This window comes from Kitasatospora sp. NPDC041917 (genome assembly GCF_055589745.1).
The window spans coordinates 105,701-120,715 of the sequence record NZ_JBVJBI010000025.1; the positions used below are offsets into that span (position 1 = coordinate 105,701).

The following is a 15,015-nucleotide window of genomic DNA, read 5'->3' on the forward strand; positions in this document are numbered from 1 at the left end:
CCCCCGCCGGACGCTGTCCCGGCGGGGCGCGCTGCTGCTCGCGGCCGGTGGGCTGGCCCAGCTGTCGCTGCCTCCGGCCGCCCCGGCGGCGCCCGCGGCCCGCTCGGCGGACCGGCACGACGAGGTGGCCGCCGCGCTGGCGGAGCGGGCGCGTTCGGCGCCGCCGTGGGCCGGGCTGCCGGTGGCCGGGGCGGGGTACCGCAACCTGGTGCTCGCCGCCTCCGGCGGGCCGGAGCGGCTGACCGCCGCCGCCGAACTGGCGGTGCGGATCGCCGGGTACGACGAGTACCCGGTGGTGTACCCGCGCCGGATCGAGCTGGTCCGGGCCGGCGACGGCTGGCGGGTCGAGCGCGAGGAGAGCGCGGGCGGCCCGCCGGCGCCGTGGGACTTCGGGCCGCTCCGGTCGGCTCCGGGAGCGAACTGCCTGGTGGTCGGGCCGGCCGCCGGGCCCGACCCGGCCGAGCTGGCCGCGGTGGGGGACCGGGCGGTGCCCGCCGTCACCGAGGTCTGGGGCGGCGCCTGGCCGGAGCGGCTGCTGCTGGAGCGGCCCGCCACCGAGGAGCAGTTCGCCCGGCTGCTGGAGGGCGACCCGGACGGCTGGACGGGCATGGCGGCGGTCACCGTGGCCGCCCCCGGCGCACCGTGGCACACCCCGGCGGACCGGGTGCTGGTCAACCCGGAGATGTACGGGCGGCTCAGCGACTTCGGCCGCCAGGTGGTGATCACCCACGAGGCCACCCACGTCGCGACCAGGGCCGACACCCGGGCCTGGACCCCGCTGTGGCTCTCCGAGGGCGTCGCCGACTGGACGGCGTACCGCGACTCGGGCCGCAGCCCGCAGCAGGTCGCCCCCGAGCTGGCCCGGGACGTCGCCGCCGGGAGGACGCCCACCGCGCTGCCCGCCGACCGGGACTTCGCCGCCGGGGCCACCGGCATCGCCCAGGCCTACGAGCAGTCCTGGCTGGCCTGCGAGCTGATCGCCCGCACCCACGGGCCGCAGCGGCTGGTCGCCTTCTACCGCGCGATCGGCGCGGCCGACGGGCAGGGCGAGGACCGGGAGCGCCGCACCGACCGGCTGATGCGCCGCGAGCTGGGCGTCGGGCTGGAGGAGTTCACCCGGCAGTGGCTGGCGCGGATGGCGGAGCTGAGGGGCTGATCAGCGGCGCTGCTCGGCCGGGGCGCCCGGGTGGTCGATGCCGTCCAGCAGGTCCTGCTCGTAGGCGATGCCCGGGCGCACCGGGTAGCCGGCGGACGGCAGCGCGGCGGGCTCGCGGTCCAGCACCACGGTCGGCGGCAGCGGCGCCTCGCCGCGGGTCGAGCGCCAGAGCCGGACGCAGGAGAGCACGGCCGCGGCCAGCAGCAGCAGGTTGCGCGCGGCCAGCACGGTGACCGCCACCGGGTCGCTGGCCAGCACCTGGGTGAACATGGTCGGGAACTCGACCAGGGTCAGCGGGCAGGCGAGCAGGATCAGTACCGCCACCGGCCGCTGGCTGCTGTTGCGCACGGTCAGGCAGACCGCCGCGACGCCGACCAGCCAGACCAGGTACTGCGGGCTGATCACCCGGCTGGTCACCACGAAGATCAGCAGCGCGCAGAGCGCCGCGTCGTACATGGTGGCCGCGCTGCGGCGCTTGGAGGTGTAGCGCCACAGCAGCAGCCAGGCGAAGCCCAGCACGGTGCCGGCCATCATCACCTTGCTGATCACGCTCACCCACGGCCCGAGCATCTCGGGGGAGCCGTAGTTCATCGTGACCCTGCCGTCCCAGCCGCCGGCGAGCCGGGCGAAGTGCAGCGGCAGCGCGCCGAGCGACTCGACCTCGATGCCGCGGTCCTTCTGGAAGGCCAGGAAGTCGAAGGCGCCGTTCATCCCGGCGGCCAGCAGGAAGCCGATCGAGACGGCGGTGGCGCCGGCCAGCGTCCAGGAACGGCGGGTGCGGCGGCCGGAGGGGGTGCCGATCAGGCCGAGCAGCGGCCAGATCTTGACGATGCCGCCCAGGCCCAGCAGCAGCCCGCCGACCGCCGGGCGGCGGATCAGCGCCAGCAGACCGGCCAGGGCGACCGCGGTGACGATGACGTCGAAGCGGTTGTAGATCATCGGGCCGAGCAGCGGGACGCCCACCACCCACATCCAGGCGCCGGTCAGCGCCCGGCCCCGGCGCAGGCCGGTGCGCACCAGCAGCGCGGCCGCGGCGGCGTCGGCGATCCCGCAGATCACCCAGAACGAGACCAGGTACGACCAGGGCAGCAGGCCCGGCAGCAGGATCACCAGGGCGGCGCCCGGCGGGTACTGCCAGGTCACGTCGTCGAAGGGGAAGGTGCCGGTCTGGAGCACGCCGTACCAGGCGTGGTAGATCATCCAGACGTCCGCCGTGACGTCGCCGCCGGGCGCCTTCAGCACGCCCGTCGCCAGCAGCACCAGCAGCGCGCGGGTGGCGATCCAGGTGGCGCCGAGCGCGGCGAGCGCCCCGAGCGGGCGGCCGAGGCGGCCGCGTGAAGAACCGGGCTCGGTGGCCGGGGCCAATTCCACTGCGCTCCCTCGTTCGTCTCGGACGTCCCCACCGGAGGCGTCGTGGAGACGGACGCCCGGGCCGCGTCGCACTGCGGCCTAGGTACTAGGACTGACCCGGGGGTCAAACGGTTGCCGTGCGCGGTTCCGTTCCCGGCGGGTCATGGTGTTGACCTATCGTACGGATCACCCAGCGGTACACCGCGCACCCCCCGACCGAGCGAGCCGTGGCCTGATGCACAGAACCTTGATCGTCACCAATGACTTCCCGCCGCGCCCCGGTGGCATCCAGGCCTTCGTGCACAACATGGCCGTCCGTCAGCCCGCAGGCAGTGTCGTGGTGTACGCCTCGACCTGGCGGGACGGCAGCGAGGTGGCCCGCTTCGACGCCGAGCAGCCGTTCCCGGTGATCCGGGACCGGACGAAGGTGATGGTTCCCACACCGCGGGTCACCCGGCGGGCCGCCGAGATCCTGCGCGCGGAGAAGTGCGACTCGGTCTGGTTCGGCGCCGCCGCGCCGCTCGGGCTGATGGCGCCCACGCTGCGCCGGGCCGGGGCCGGGCGGCTGCTCGGCATGACCCACGGCCACGAGGCCGCCTGGGCCCAGCTGCCGGTCTCCCGGCAGCTGCTGCGCCGGATCGGCGCCGGCACCGACGTGCTGACCTACCTGGGCGAGTACACCCGCTCCCGGATCGCCGCCGCGGTCGGGCCGCAGGCGGCGGCCCGGATGGTCCAGCTGCCGCCGGGCGTGGACGAGACGACCTTCCACCCGGGCTCCGGGGGCGCCGAGGTGCGCCGCCGGCTCGGGCTGGCGGACCGGCCGGTGGTGGTCTGCGTCTCCCGGCTGGTGCCGCGCAAGGGCCAGGACACCCTGATCGAGGCGATGCCGCAGATCCTCGCCGACGTGCCGGACGCGGTGCTGCTGATCGTCGGCGGCGGCCCGTACCGGGCGGACCTGGAGAAGCTCGCCGACGCCACGGGCGTGCGGGACTCGGTGCGGTTCACCGGCTCGGTGCCGTGGGAGGAGCTGCCCGCCCACTACGGGGCCGGGGACGTCTTCGCGATGCCGTGCCGCACCCGGCGCGGGGGGCTGGACGTCGAGGGCCTGGGCATCGTCTACCTGGAGGCCTCGGCGACCGGCCTGCCGGTGGTCGCGGGGGACTCCGGCGGCGCGCCGGACGCGGTGCTGGAGGGCGAGACCGGGTACGTGGTGCCCGGCGGCTCGGCCCCGGCGGCGGCCGAGCGGATCGTGCGGCTGCTGCGCGACGAGGAGCTGCGGCGGCGGATGGGCGAGGCCGGGCGGCGCTGGGTGGAGCGCTCCTGGCGCTGGGACCTGCTGGCCGGGCGGCTGACCTCGCTGCTGGCCGGGTGACGCCGACGGGCCCCGCCACTTCCTGGAGTGGCGGGGCCCGTCCGGCGCCCGCGGTCGGGCCGCGTCGGGCGGCCGCTTCCGGCGGCTACTTCCGGTAGAGCGCCTCGATGTCGGCCGCGTAGTCCTTCAGCACGACGTTGCGCTTGAGCTTGAGCGAGGGCGTCAGGTGGCCGCTCTCCTCGGAGAACTCGGTGTCCAGCAGCCGGAACTTCTTGACCGCCTCGGCGTGCGAGACGGCGGCGTTGCCGTCGTCCACCGCGCTCTGGAGGGCGGCCAGCAGGTCCGGGTCGTCGGCGAGGTCGGCGACGGTGGCGCCGGCGGGCTTGCCGTTGAGCTCCTTCCACTTCGGGAAGAAGTCCGGGTCGACGGTGATCAGGCAGGCGATGAAGGGCTTGCGGTCGCCGACCACCATGACCTCGCCGACCAGGGCGTGGGCCCGGATCCGGTCCTCGATCACGGCGGGGGCGACGTTCTTGCCGCCGGCCGTGACGATGATCTCCTTCTTGCGGCCGGTGATGGTCAGGTAGCCGTCGGAGTCGAGCGAGCCGAGGTCGCCGGTGGCGATCCAGCCGTCCTTGAGGGTGTCGGCGGTGGCCTTCGGGTTGTTCCAGTAGCCGGTGAAGACGTGCGGGCCCTTGAAGAAGACCTCGCCGTCCTCGGCGATCCGCACGGAGGAGCCGGGCACCGGCTGGCCGACCGTACCGATCTTCTGCTTGTCCCACGGGTTGAAGGCGGTGGCCGCGCAGGTCTCCGTCAGGCCGTAGCCCTCCAGCACGGTGAAGCCGATGCCCCGGTAGAAGTGGCCCAGGCGCTCGCCGAGCGGGGCGCCGCCCGAGATGGCGTAGCGGGCCCGGCCGCCGAGGGCGGCGCGCAGCTTGCCGTAGACCAGCTTGTCGAAGACCGCGTGCTTGAGCCGCAGCAGCAGACCGGGGCCACCCGCGTCCAGCGCCCGGCTGTAGGCGATCGCGGTGTCGGAGGCCTTGTCGAAGATCTTGCCCTTGCCGTCGGCCTGGGCCTTGGAGCGGGCGGTGTTGTAGACCTTCTCGAACACTCTGGGCACGCCCAGGATCAGGGTCGGCTTGAAGGAGGCCAGCTCGGCGGTGACGTCCCGGATGTCGGAGACGTGGCCGAGCTTGATCGGGGCCATCGCCGGGGCGATCTCGACGAGCCGGGCGAAGACGTGGGCCAGCGGCAGGAAGAGCAGGACCGAACTCTCGCCGGTGTTGAACATCGGGGCCAGGCGCTCGACGACGTTGCCGCACTCGGCCAGGAAGTTGCCGTGGGTCAGCTGACAGCCCTTCGGGCGGCCGGTGGTGCCCGAGGTGTAGACGATGGTGGCGATGTCGTCGGGGCCGGCGATCCGGCGGCGCTCCTCGATCGTCGCGTCCGGGACGTCCTGCCCGGCCTCGGCCAGGGCGGCGATCGCCCCGCCCTCGATCTGCCAGGTGTGCTTCAGCTCCGGCAGCCGCTCGCGGACCGCGCCGACCACCCGGACGTGCTGGTCGGTCTCGGTGATCACGGCGACCGCGCCGGAGTCGCCGAGGATCCACTCGACCTGCTCGGCGGAGGAGGTCTCGTACACCGGCACGGTGATCGCGCCGGCCGTCCAGATCGCGAAGTCCAGCAGCGTCCACTCGTACCGGGTACGGGACATGATGGCGACCCGGTCACCCGCCTCGACACCGGCGGCGATCAGGCCCTTGGCGGTGGCGTGCACCTCGGCCAGGAACTGGACCGACGTCAACTCCTGCCACTGGCCGTCCACCTTCCGGCTGAGCACGGCGAGATCCGGGTGCATCTCGGCGTTCCGGTGCACCGGGTCGGCGAGGTTGCCGTTGCTCGGTACCTGGTAGAGGGCCGGAAGGCTGAAGTCGAGCAAGACTGCTCCTCGTACGCGACGCTGCGGGACGGCAGGACGTTACTGCCCGGTAGGCAGCTTCGACCAGAGGGGTCGGCTCCGGTGTTCGAAGTGTCACACCCGGCCGGGTCGGACCAGGCCGTGACCGGGTCGTTCGAATGGCACCCTATGACAGAGCAGGGCGACCGGCCGGTAACATGCCCGGCCGCCCGGCGCCCGCCCGCGCCACGGCAGCCCGCCGGGCACGGCCCGCGCCGCCGCGCCGCCCGCCGGGCGCGATAGCCTGCTCCGGGCGGACCGGGCCGAGCGCGCCCCGGCCGGACCGGCAGGCAGAGGGACGAGGCGGAGGGCCATTCCATGGCGGAGCACACCAGGTCGAGCATCACCATCGACGCGACCCCGGCCACGGTCATGGCCGTGATCGCCGACTTCGCCGCCTACCCGGCCTGGACCGGGGAGGTCAAGGAGATCGAGGTCCTCAAGGCCGGCGAGGACGGCCGCGCCGCCGAGGTCCGGCTGCTGCTCGACGCCGGCGCCATCCGCGACGAGCACGTCCTCGCCTACACCTGGGACGGCGACCGCGAGGTCTCCTGGACCCTCGTCCGCAGCCAGATGCTCCGCTCGCTGGACGGCTCCTACACCCTCGCCCCGCTGGCCGGCGGCCGCACCGAGGTGACGTACCAGCTCGCCGTGGACGTCAAGATCCCGATGCTCGGCATGATCAAGCGCAAGGCCGAGAAGGTCATCATCGACCGCGCCCTGGCCGGTCTGAAGAAGCGCGTCGAAGGCTGACACGACCGAACGGGGGGCCGGACGGCATGACGGCGACACGCACCATCCTGATCAGCGGTGACTCGGGGGCTCCCACGGTGGCCGCCGCCACCGCCCTGCACGCCGCCCGGCGCGGCCACCGCACCTGGCTGCTGGCCGCCGACGACCCGCACCGCGCCCTGGACTCCGCCCTCGGCACCCGGCTGGAGCCCGAACCGCTCCTCCACGCACCGGGCCTGACCGTCTCCCGGATCGACGAGCAGGCCGCCTTCCGCTACGCCGTCGGCGAGCTCACCGGCCGGCTCAAGCCCGCCCTCGACCTGCTCGGCGCCGAACAGCTCGACCCCGAGGAGCTCACCGCCCTCCCCGGCATCGCCCGGCTCGCCCTGCTGCGCGCCCTGCCCGCCGCCGACCAGGACGTCCTGGTCGTGCTCGCCCCGCCGCCCGCCGAGCTGATCGCCACCCTCGCCCTGCCCGAACAGCTCGCCCGCTACCTGGACCGGCTCGTCCCCGAGCAGCGGCAGGCCGCCCGGGCGCTGCGCCCGCTGCTGGCCGGACTGGCCGGCGTCCCGATGCCCGCCGACTGGCTGTACGAGGGGCGCACCAAGGCCGTCGCGGCGCTCGCCGAGTCCCGCGCCGCGATCACCGGCCCCGGCACCAGCGTCCGGCTGGTCGTCCCGGCCGACGGCCACCCGTACCGCGAGCTGCGCCGGATCCGGGCCGGACTCGCGCTGCACGGGCACCGGCCGGACGCCGTGGTGGTGCACGGCGCGCTGCCCGGGGCCGCCGCCTCCTCGCCCGACCCCTGGCTGGCCGCCCTGGCCCGCCGCCGGCAGGAGGAGCTGACCGCGCTCGCCGCCGAGACCGACGCCCCGGTGCTGGTCACCGGCCTGGCCGACGCCACCCTGGAAGCCGTCGCCGACCGGCTCTACGGGGACGGGGACGGGCCCGAGCGGCTCACCCCCGGGCCCTGGCCGGTCGAGGACCGGCTCGCCGAGGAGGGCCTGCTGGTCTGGCACCTCGACCTGCCCGGCGCCGACCGCTCCGAACTGGACCTGGTCCGCCGGGGTGACGAACTGGTGGTCGGAATCGGCACCCACCGCCGGGTGCTCACCCTCCCGTCCGCGCTGCGCCGCTGCACGGTGGCCGGGGCGGGGCTGCACGACGGGGTGCTCTCGGTGCGGTTCGCGCCCGACCCGGCGCTCTGGCCCCGGGGCTGACGGGGGTTCGGCGGCGCTTCAGTGGCGCTTCGGCGGGGGTCCGGCGGGGGGTCCGGCGGCTTTTCGGGCCGCCCGGCCGGTCGGGTAGCGTCGGGCCCAAGGGGCCGCGGGGTGCGGCCACGGCTGAGGAGGCGCCCGCGATGACCAGCACCGACGACCGCACCGAGCCCGGAGGCCGGCCGGACGGCGAGCAGGGCGGCCAGGGGCACCCGTTCGGGCCGGAGCTGGGCCCGCTGGTGGACGAGGTGCGCCGGTTCGCCGGTGCGCTCGGCGACAAGGCCCAGGAGGCGAGCGCCACCACCCTGATCACCCTGTCCGGGCTGGCCGACCGGCTGCGCACCCAGCAGCCGGAGGTCTACTCCCACCTCGCCGCGGCCGGCACCGGGCTCGCCGCCGCGGGCGCCGAGCTGCTGGCCGCCTACCGCGCCGCCGTGGCCGGGCACGAGAGCCGCTGGACCGCCGGGGAGGGCGCGCCGACCGAGAAGATCGACCTCGACCTCGACGGCGATGGCGGCGGCGACCTCGGCGGCGATGTTGACGAGGCTGACGGGTCGTCCGTCAAGCAGTGAAACCGTGACTTTCGGAGGGTGATCGGGTTGCTCTCGTACGTCACGAAGAAGGAGATTAGATACGACTTTTGAAGCATCACGGCCAGGCTGGCCCAGGATTGTCTTCGGATAATGTATGCGAGGCTGTGTACGGGGGCCGGGTTGGACGGTAGCGTTCCGTCCAGCGGAACGAGTGAATAGCTGAGGGACACATGGCTCTGACCATCGGCGTCGATGTCGGCGGGACCAAGATCGCGGCAGGCGTGGTCGACGAGGCGGGCGCCATCCTGGCCCGGACCAGGGTGCCCACCCCGGCCGACCCGCAGTGGGCGGTCGACGCCATCGCGCAGGCCGTGCGCGAGCTCAAGGAGGAGCACCCCGGTGTCACGGCGGTGGGCGTCGGTGCCCCCGGGTTCGTCGACAGCAACCGCTCGACCGTGATCTTCGCTCCCAACATCGACTGGGAGAACGAGCCGCTGCGCGGCCGGATCGAGGAGCTCACCGGCCTGTCCACCGTCGTCGAGAACGACGCCAACTGCGCGGCATGGGCCGAGTTCCGCTTCGGCGCGGCCGCCGACCACCGCGACATGGTGCTGATCACCGTCGGCACCGGCATCGGCGGCGGCATCGTCCTGGACAACCGGCTGCACCGCGGCCGCTTCGGCGTGGCCGGCGAGATCGGCCACCTCAACATGGTCCCCGACGGCCTGCTCTGCGGCTGCGGCGGCAAGGGCTGCTGGGAACAGTACGGCTCCGGGCGTGCGCTGCGCCGCTACGGCCGGGAGAAGGCGGCCGCCGACCCGCAGCGCGGCCACCGGATGCTGGAACTCAACGACGGCGTGGCCGAGACCATCCGCGGCATCCACATCACCCAGGCCGCGGCGGAGGGCGACCCGCTCGCCCTGGAGTGCTACGCGGAACTGGCCGACTGGCTGGGCCGCGGCATGGCCGACCTCGCCGCGCTGTTCGACCCGGGCGTCTTCGTGCTCGGCGGCGGCGTCTCCGACTCCGGCCGGCTGCTGCTCGACCCGGTCGCCAAGGCGTTCGAGCACTACCTGACCGGCGGGGTGCACCGCCCGCGCGCCGAGGTCGTGCTGGCCTCGATGGGCTCCGCCGCCGGCATCGTCGGCGCGGCGGACCTCGCCCGCACCGCCTGACCCCTCCGAGCCCGCCGGCGGCGGTGCGACCGGGCCCCGACCGATCCCGGACGCACCGCCGCCGTCGCACGTCCCGGCCCGGCCGCGTACGGTCGGATCGATCCGGTGACCGCCCAGGGGAGGACCATGAGCGCCGCGACCACGACCACCGCCATGACCGGGACCGCCGCCGCGACCGGGACCGCCGCGCGGGCCGAACCGCTGCCGCCGCCCGGCCCGGGCCGGCTGCGGCTGCTCAGCTACAACATCCGCTCGCTGCGCGACGACCGGCGGGCGCTGGCCCGGGTGATCCGGGCCTGCGAGCCGGACGTGGTCTGCGTCCAGGAGTCCCCGCGCTACTGGCGGCCCGAGGGCCAGGCCGCCTGGCTGGCCCGGAGCACCGGCACGGCCGTGCTGGCCGGCGGCGGCCGCACCGCCGCCGGCCCGCTGCTGCTCGGCCGGCCCGGCGCGGTGGAACTGCTGGAGGTGCACGACCGGCTGCTGCCCAAGACCCGCGGCCTGCACGCCCGGGGCTTCGCCGGCGCGCTGCTGCGGCTGCCCGGCACGGCGCCGTTCAGCGTCACCAGCTGCCACCTCAGCCTGGACCAGGAGGAGCGGTACGGGCAGTTCGAGCTGCTCCTCGACCAGCTCGCAATCGCCGAACTCGGCGTCGTGGCAGGGGACTTCAACGAGCACCCGGACGGGCCGGGCTGGCGACTGCTGGCCTCGCGGCTCCAGGACGGGTACCCGACCGCGCCCTGGGGAGGCGAGTTCACCTCCGTACCGGAGCGCCCCTACCAGCGGATCGACGCCGTCTTCGCCACACCCGGGATCACCGTCCTCGGCTGCGGGGTGCCGCACGGGCTGCCCGGTGTCAGCGAGGCCGACCTGCGGGCCGCGACCGACCACCTGCCGGTGCTCGCCGTCCTCGAACTGCCGACGAGCCGGCCGGGTGGTCAGCAGGTCCGCTAGACGACCGCGCCGTGGTCCGGGTCCTCCGGCTCGTCCTCGTCGCGGTCCTTCATCCGCGCGACCAGGGTCACGAAGCCGCCGAGGAAAGCGGTGATCCCGACCCAGGCGGGCCAGCCGGAGATCTCCCGCCAGACCACCGCGTCGACCAGCAGCAGCGCCGGGCCGCCGAGCACCGCCAGCCAGGCGAACTTGGCGGTCACGTCGGCGGCCGGCAGCGGCGGGGGCTCCGGCGGGACGAAGTGCCCCTCGTCGGTCTCCTCGGCCAGTTCGAAGTCGCGCGGGCCCGCGCCGCCCGCCGGCATCACCGGCCGGCCGGAGCGGGGGCGGGGCTGCGGGGCGAGGTCGGCCAGGTCGTCCTGGTCGCCGCGGCCGCCGGCGCCGCCTTCCTTGTAGCCGCCCTTGAGCTCGTTCTGCGCCCGGAGGTTCTCGACCTCGGGCCAGTTCGGGTTGTTGAGGTCGACCGGGTCGTCGAACTGTGCCACCAGGGCGGCGAAGATCGCGTCCTGCTCGGCCTGGCTGCGCTCGGGCGCACGGCGCGGACGGCGTTCGGCGGTGTCGCCCGCGGCCTCTCCCGCGGAGCCGGTGGCGGCGTCCCGGCCGGGTGGGGGCGTCGCCGTGCCCTCCGGGCCGGTACGGTCCGTCGGCGCACCGCCCGGGGTGGCGGCGTCCGTCCCGCCGTCCTTGGTCGCGCCGTCCTCGCGGGGAGTCTCGTCCCCGCCGCCCGCCGTGCTGCTCTCGTGCACTTCCGGCCCTTCAGCCATGGTGATCGTCGGATTCGACCCGGGTGACGCCCGCCGCGTGCGCGGGGGCCAGCCGTTGGATGAAGTCCTGGCCGGCCGCGAATATTTCCGCCGCGTCGTGGTCCAGCGTCGCGACGTGGAAACTGCGCTGGCACAGCCGCTCCGTCACGTCCGTCGAGGATATCCGGGCCAGTACCAGTTCCGAGTTGGCCGGCGAGACGACGTGGTCCTGCGGGCTGTGGAAGAGCAGCACCGGCTGGGTCACCTCCGGCAGCAGCCGCTGGACCTCCCGCCACAACCGGCTCAGCGACCAGGCGGCGTGCAGCGGGGTGCGGTCGTAGCCGACCTCGACCGCACCGGCCCGGGCGATGTCGTTGGCGACCCCGGGCAGGCTGGGCAGCAGGTGGCGCAGCATCGGCAGCAGCACGCTCGCGGGGGTGTCCGAGCGCACCGACGGGTTGACCAGCACCAGCCCGGAGACCGTCGGCCCGTGCAGCGCGGCGAGCCGCAGCGCCAGCGCGCCGCCCATCGACAGGGCGCAGACGAAGACCTGCTCGCACTCGTCGGCGAGCGCCAGCAGTTCGCGCTCGACCTCCGCGTACCAGTCCTCCCAGCGGGTGAGCTGCATGTCCTGCCAGCGGGTGCCGTGCCCGGGCAGCAGCGGCAGCGAGACGGTGAAGCCGGCCGCAGCCAGTTCGTCGGCCCACGGCCGCAGCGACTGCGGCGACCCGGTGAAGCCGTGGCAGAGCAGCACTCCCACCGGCCCGCCGGTGTGGCGGTACGGCTCGGCACCGGGCAGCAACGGCATGGCGGACTCCTTCGCGGGCGGGTGGCGCTGGGGGAGAGGACGCTGGAGGGGGAAGTGCTGCGAAATCGCATCGTCCCACGCTCCGCGCCGGGTCGTACACCCCCTGCGAAGGGGCCGGGCGCGGTCCGTACGGCGGGGGCGGGCACAGCGGACGGCCGCGGGGCATTAGGATCGACCGGTCCGCATAACAGGAGGCCCGGGTTGTTCTACCGACTGATGAAGATGATCGTCGCGCCACTGCTTCGGATCTTCTTCCGGCCCTGGATCGAGGGCGAGGAGAACATCCCCACCGAGGGTGCGGCGATCATCGCGAGCAACCACCTGTCCTTCTCGGACTCGTTCTTCTTCCCCGCCCTGATCAGGCGCCGGGTCACCTTCATCGCGAAGGCCGAGTACTTCAACACCCCGGGCCTCAAGGGCCGGTTGACCGCCGCGTTCTTCAAGGGCGTCGGCCAGCTGCCGGTGGACCGCTCGGGCGTGCGCGGCGCCGGCGAGGCCGCGATCCGCAGCGCCATCGCGGTGCTGGACAGCGGCGAGCTGTTCGGCGTCTACCCGGAGGGCACCCGGTCGCCCGACGGCAAGCTGTACCGCGGCAAGGTCGGCGGCCTGGCCCGCGTCGCGCTGGCCACCGGCGCCCCGGTGATCCCGGTCGCCATGATCGACACCGAGAAGGTGCAGCCGCCCGGCCAGGTGATCCCCAACTTCGGCATCCGCCCCGGCATCCGGATCGGCCGCCCGCTGGACTTCTCCCGCTACCACGGCATGGAGAACGACCGCTTCATCCTCCGTTCGGTGACGGACGAGGTGATGTACGAGATCATGCGGCTCTCCGGCCAGGAGTACGTGGACATCTACGCGACCGCCGCCAAGCGGCAGATCGCGGACGACAAGAAGAAGGCCGACGCCGAGCGCCGGGCCGCCGCCAAGGCGGAGAAGGCGGAGGCCGCCGAGGCCGAGAAGGCGGAGAAGGCCGCCGAGGCGGGCACCTCGGAGAAGCAGCAGGAGAAGCCGGAGTAGGCGTCCGGACGGCCGCTCGGCCGCCCGGACGGGCCCAGGGGAGGGGCGGATGACGGACGACGGGGGCAGAGCCGGCGCGGTCGGCGGCACGGTGGCGGCCGGCGGCATGTCCGTCGAACTCCCGCTGTGGAAGGCGATCTCCTACTTCCGGGTGCTGGCCCTGTGCTACGCCCTGCTGCGGTACTTCAACTCGTACCTGCACTTCCTGCACCCGGTGGCCGGCTGGATCTTCCTCGGCGCGCTGACCCTGTGGACCCTGGCCAGCACCCGGGCCTTCGCCAACCCGCAGCGCTGCACCTGGTACGTCCTGGGCGCCGACCTCACCCTCGCCGTCACCGGCATCGTGATGAGCGGCATGACCGACTCCCCGGCCCGGATCAGCCACGGCGCGCCCACCCTGCCGACGATCTGGGCGGCCGGCACGGTGCTGGGCTTCGCCGCGAAGGGCGGCTGGCGCCCGGCGGCGGCCTCGGGCTCGGTGATCGGCGTCGCCAACATCCTCGGCCACGGCGGGCCGACCGGCGACAACATCCACAACATCGTGCTGCTGATGGTGGCCGGCTGCGCGATCGGCTACGTGATCGAGCTGGCCCGGGCCAGCGAGGCCACCCTCACCCGGGCGCTCCAGGTCGAGGCGGCCACCCGGGAGCGCGAGCGGCTCTCCCGCGACATCCACGACGGCGTGCTCCAGGTGCTCGCCCTGGTCCAGCGGCGCGGCGCGGAGCTGAGCGAGCGGACGGCCTCCGGCGCGGACTTCGCCGAGCTCGGCCGGCTGGCCGGTGAGCAGGAGCGCGCGCTGCGGGCGCTGATGACGGGCGGTCCGCTGCCGGCGCGGCGCGCGTCGCGGTCCGACGCCGCCGAGCCGCCGGACCCGCACGCGCCGTGCGACCTGACCGTGCTGCTGCGCCCGTACGCGGACGAGCGGATCACGCTCTCCGCCCCCGGCACCCCGGTGCTGCTGCCCGGTCAGGCGGCGGGCGAGCTCGCGGCGGCCGTCGGCGCGGCCGTCGACAACGTGCGCAAGCACGCGGGGGAGCGGGCCCGGGCCTGGATCCTGGTCGAGGACGAGCCGGAGGCCGTCACGGTCGGCATCCGCGACGACGGGCCCGGCTACGCCCCGGGCCGGTTGGGCGAGGCCGAGCAGGCGGGCCGGCTCGGCGTCTCCCAGTCCATCCGCGGCCGGCTGCTGGACCTCGGCGGCACGGCCGAGCTGTACTCGGCGCCCGGGGAGGGCGTCGAGGTCGAACTGCGCGTCCCGAGGAAGGCCACTCAATGACCAGCCAGCCGATGACCGATCAGCCGACCGCCGACCGGCCGGTGCGGGTGATGGTGGTGGACGACCACCCGATGTGGCGGGACGCCGTCTCGCGTGACCTCGCCGAGGCCGGACTGGACGTGGTGGCCACCGCGGGCGACGGCGAGGAGGCCGTGCGCCGGGCCCGCGCCTGCACGCCGCAGGTGGTCGTGCTGGACCTCAACCTGCCCGGCCTGCCCGGTGCCGAGGTGTGCCGCCAGGTGGTCGCGCACGACCCGGCGGTGCGGGTGCTGGTGCTGTCGGCCAGCGGAGAGCACCAGGACGTGCTGGAGGCGGTGAAGTCCGGCGCGACCGGCTACCTGGTGAAGTCGGCCGGGCGGGAGGAGCTGCTGGACGCGGTGCGCCGTACGGCCGTCGGCGACGCGGTGTTCACCCCGGGCCTGGCCGGCCTGGTGCTCGGCGAGTTCCGCCGGCTGGCCGCCGAGCCGGCCCCGGCCTCGGCGCCGGCCGCCCCGCGGCTGACCGCCCGGGAGACCGAGGTGCTGCGGCTGGTGGCCAAGGGGCTGTCGTACCGGCAGATCGCCGACCGGCTGGTGCTGTCCCACCGGACGGTGCAGAACCACGTGCAGAACACGCTCGGGAAGCTGCAGTTGCACAACCGGGTGGAGCTGGTCCGGTACGCCATCGAGCAGGGCCTGGACGACGAGGTCTGAGGGTCCGGCAGCGGCTGCGGCGGGGGGGGGGGGGGGGGGGGGGGGGGGTTCCCCGCCCGGTTTATTCTTGCCCTATTCCCTTTCTCCTTTTCTCCCCCA

General features: G+C 74.6%; 14 protein-coding genes. 10 read left to right on the plus strand and 4 right to left on the minus strand.

The genetic code is table 11. From position 1 onward, the window contains the following. Positions 1–124 precede the first annotated feature (124 nt). Positions 125–1,156, plus strand: a complete 1,032-nt coding sequence (locus ACZ6EM_RS27105) for a hypothetical protein (protein ID WP_465773427.1) — start codon at positions 125–127, stop codon at positions 1,154–1,156. On the opposite strand, the gene ACZ6EM_RS27110 is transcribed toward ACZ6EM_RS27105, so the two are convergent. Then, positions 1,157–2,527 (minus strand): glycosyltransferase 87 family protein, encoded by a 1,371-nt coding sequence (locus tag ACZ6EM_RS27110; protein WP_359897078.1) that lies wholly within the window; start codon positions 2,525–2,527, stop codon positions 1,157–1,159. 214 nt (positions 2,528–2,741) lie between these two features. Between ACZ6EM_RS27110 and ACZ6EM_RS27115 the strand changes: the two genes are divergently transcribed. After that, positions 2,742–3,878, plus strand: coding sequence for a glycosyltransferase family 4 protein (locus ACZ6EM_RS27115; RefSeq protein ID WP_359897079.1), 1,137 nt, complete (start codon positions 2,742–2,744; stop codon positions 3,876–3,878). Between the two features lie 85 nt (positions 3,879–3,963). On the opposite strand, the gene ACZ6EM_RS27120 is transcribed toward ACZ6EM_RS27115, so the two are convergent. Then, a complete protein-coding gene (locus tag ACZ6EM_RS27120) occupies positions 3,964–5,757 on the minus strand; it encodes an AMP-dependent synthetase/ligase (RefSeq protein WP_452179422.1) in 1,794 nt (597 codons plus the stop codon). A gap of 336 nt (positions 5,758–6,093) precedes the next feature. Here ACZ6EM_RS27120 and ACZ6EM_RS27125 point away from each other — a divergent pair, with 336 nt between their 5' ends. The 5 genes from ACZ6EM_RS27125 to ACZ6EM_RS27145 all read left to right on the plus strand — a co-directional run bounded on the left by ACZ6EM_RS27125 (position 6,094) and on the right by ACZ6EM_RS27145 (position 10,383). Next, positions 6,094–6,528, plus strand: coding sequence for an SRPBCC family protein (locus tag ACZ6EM_RS27125; protein WP_359897082.1), 435 nt, complete (start codon positions 6,094–6,096; stop codon positions 6,526–6,528). A gap of 26 nt (positions 6,529–6,554) precedes the next feature. After that, positions 6,555–7,727 (plus strand): ArsA family ATPase, encoded by a 1,173-nt coding sequence (locus ACZ6EM_RS27130; RefSeq protein ID WP_452179421.1) that lies wholly within the window; start codon positions 6,555–6,557, stop codon positions 7,725–7,727. 140 nt (positions 7,728–7,867) lie between these two features. After that, the gene (locus ACZ6EM_RS27135; protein ID WP_465773428.1) at positions 7,868–8,296 is read left to right on the plus strand and encodes a DUF5304 family protein; all 429 of its coding nucleotides are present in this window, start codon (positions 7,868–7,870) and stop codon (positions 8,294–8,296) included. Positions 8,297–8,487: 191 nt separating this feature from the next. Then, complete coding sequence (locus ACZ6EM_RS27140; RefSeq protein ID WP_401053723.1) at positions 8,488–9,432, plus strand: ROK family glucokinase; 945 nt, start codon at positions 8,488–8,490, stop codon at positions 9,430–9,432. A 126-nt stretch (positions 9,433–9,558) separates the two neighbouring features. Then, positions 9,559–10,383, plus strand: coding sequence for an endonuclease/exonuclease/phosphatase family protein (locus ACZ6EM_RS27145; protein ID WP_401053722.1), 825 nt, complete (start codon positions 9,559–9,561; stop codon positions 10,381–10,383). On the opposite strand, the gene ACZ6EM_RS27150 is transcribed toward ACZ6EM_RS27145, so the two are convergent. Together ACZ6EM_RS27150 and ACZ6EM_RS27155 are read right to left on the minus strand one after the other, a co-directional pair. After that, positions 10,380–11,126 carry a hypothetical protein gene (locus tag ACZ6EM_RS27150; protein ID WP_401053720.1) on the minus strand — a complete coding sequence of 249 codons (747 nt, stop codon included), beginning with the start codon at positions 11,124–11,126 and terminating at the stop codon, positions 10,380–10,382. The two genes, ACZ6EM_RS27145 and ACZ6EM_RS27150, sit on opposite strands and share 4 nt — an antisense overlap. A 10-nt stretch (positions 11,127–11,136) precedes the next feature. Beyond that, the gene (locus tag ACZ6EM_RS27155; protein WP_465773429.1) at positions 11,137–11,931 is read right to left on the minus strand and encodes an alpha/beta hydrolase; all 795 of its coding nucleotides are present in this window, start codon (positions 11,929–11,931) and stop codon (positions 11,137–11,139) included. A gap of 201 nt (positions 11,932–12,132) precedes the next feature. Between ACZ6EM_RS27155 and ACZ6EM_RS27160 the strand changes: the two genes are divergently transcribed. The 3 genes from ACZ6EM_RS27160 to ACZ6EM_RS27170 are packed head-to-tail and all read left to right on the plus strand — an operon-like array spanning position 12,133 to position 14,916. Beyond that, a complete protein-coding gene (locus ACZ6EM_RS27160) occupies positions 12,133–12,948 on the plus strand; it encodes a lysophospholipid acyltransferase family protein (RefSeq protein WP_452179420.1) in 816 nt (271 codons plus the stop codon). Positions 12,949–12,997: 49 nt separating this feature from the next. Next, positions 12,998–14,224, plus strand: a complete 1,227-nt coding sequence (macS, locus tag ACZ6EM_RS27165; RefSeq protein ID WP_359897098.1) for a MacS family sensor histidine kinase — start codon at positions 12,998–13,000, stop codon at positions 14,222–14,224. Next, a complete protein-coding gene (locus tag ACZ6EM_RS27170) occupies positions 14,221–14,916 on the plus strand; it encodes a response regulator (RefSeq protein WP_401050011.1) in 696 nt (231 codons plus the stop codon). The genes macS and ACZ6EM_RS27170 overlap by 4 nt, the downstream gene beginning before the upstream one ends. Positions 14,917–15,015: the final 99 nt, after the last annotated feature.